Source organism: Aequorivita aurantiaca, assembly GCF_030410135.1.
GTDB lineage: Bacteria > Bacteroidota > Bacteroidia > Flavobacteriales > Flavobacteriaceae > Aequorivita > Aequorivita aurantiaca.
The window spans coordinates 1-363 of record NZ_JAUGQQ010000047.1 but is presented as its reverse complement, the minus strand read 5'-3'; the positions used below and the strand labels follow the sequence as shown (position 1 = coordinate 363).

2 protein-coding genes are annotated in these 363 nt (G+C 34.7%); both read left to right on the top strand.

The annotated features are described in order from the left end of the window. Nucleotides 1-228, top strand: a 228-nt coding sequence (locus QRD02_RS14355; protein ID WP_290255649.1) for an AbrB/MazE/SpoVT family DNA-binding domain-containing protein, incomplete at its 5' end; no start/stop codon positions are given. Beyond that, the coding region (locus tag QRD02_RS14350) for a type II toxin-antitoxin system PemK/MazF family toxin (RefSeq protein WP_290255650.1) at nt 219-363 on the top strand (145 nt) is incomplete at its 3' end. The genes QRD02_RS14355 and QRD02_RS14350, both read left to right, overlap by 10 nt.

The window sequence follows — 363 nt, the reverse complement described above, 5'->3', positions numbered from 1 at the left end:
AAAATCGGAAATTCAAAAGGACTTCGTTTAAGCAAGACCATTTTGGAAAAATATAACATCAAGGACAAAGTGGAACTTATTCTTGAAAAAGGACAAATAATCCTCAAGCCAATTGCTTTGCCAAGAAAAAATTGGGAAGAGGAATTTAAAAAAATGAGTGAAAACGGAGACGACAAGTTGCTTATGAACGATGTTTTCGAGGACGAAAATCTTGAGGAATGGATTTAAAACAATACTCAATCATTCTTGTCAACCTTGACCCGACCATTGGAAGCGAAATAAAAAAGACAAGACCTTGTGTAATCATTTCGCCAAATGAAATGAACAAGTATCTGAACACAATAGTTCTTGCTCCAATGACAA